Here is a 227-nt window from a genome sequence, read left to right as displayed (position 1 = left end):
TCTTCGTATTTAAGTCTGTCATGGTGCTGGCTGTAGAGCGACTTGCGTACCAGAAAGTTATTTTCGGGTATTTATGTCACAACCGTTCACGCTAACGACTTAATCCGTGATTTGGATGGTGTACTGCAAAAAACTGGAGCGGGAAACGAGACTCGAACTCGCGACCCCGACCTTGGCAAGGTCGTGCTCTACCAACTGAGCTATTCCCGCTTAATCGTCTTTCAAAG

1 tRNA gene is annotated in these 227 nt (G+C 47.6%); it reads right to left on the bottom strand.

Going from position 1 to position 227, the window contains the following annotated elements:
• Nucleotides 1–134: 134 nt before the first annotated feature.
• Nucleotides 135–210: transfer RNA gene (locus HA48_RS22005), tRNA-Gly, on the bottom strand.
• Between the last annotated feature and the right edge of the window lie 17 nt (nt 211–227).

The organism is Pantoea wallisii, from assembly GCF_002095485.1.
In the GTDB taxonomy this organism is placed as follows: Bacteria; Pseudomonadota; Gammaproteobacteria; order Enterobacterales; family Enterobacteriaceae; genus Pantoea; species Pantoea wallisii.
Note: the sequence above shows the minus strand (reverse complement) of the source record. Positions and strands in the feature narration are given on the sequence as shown.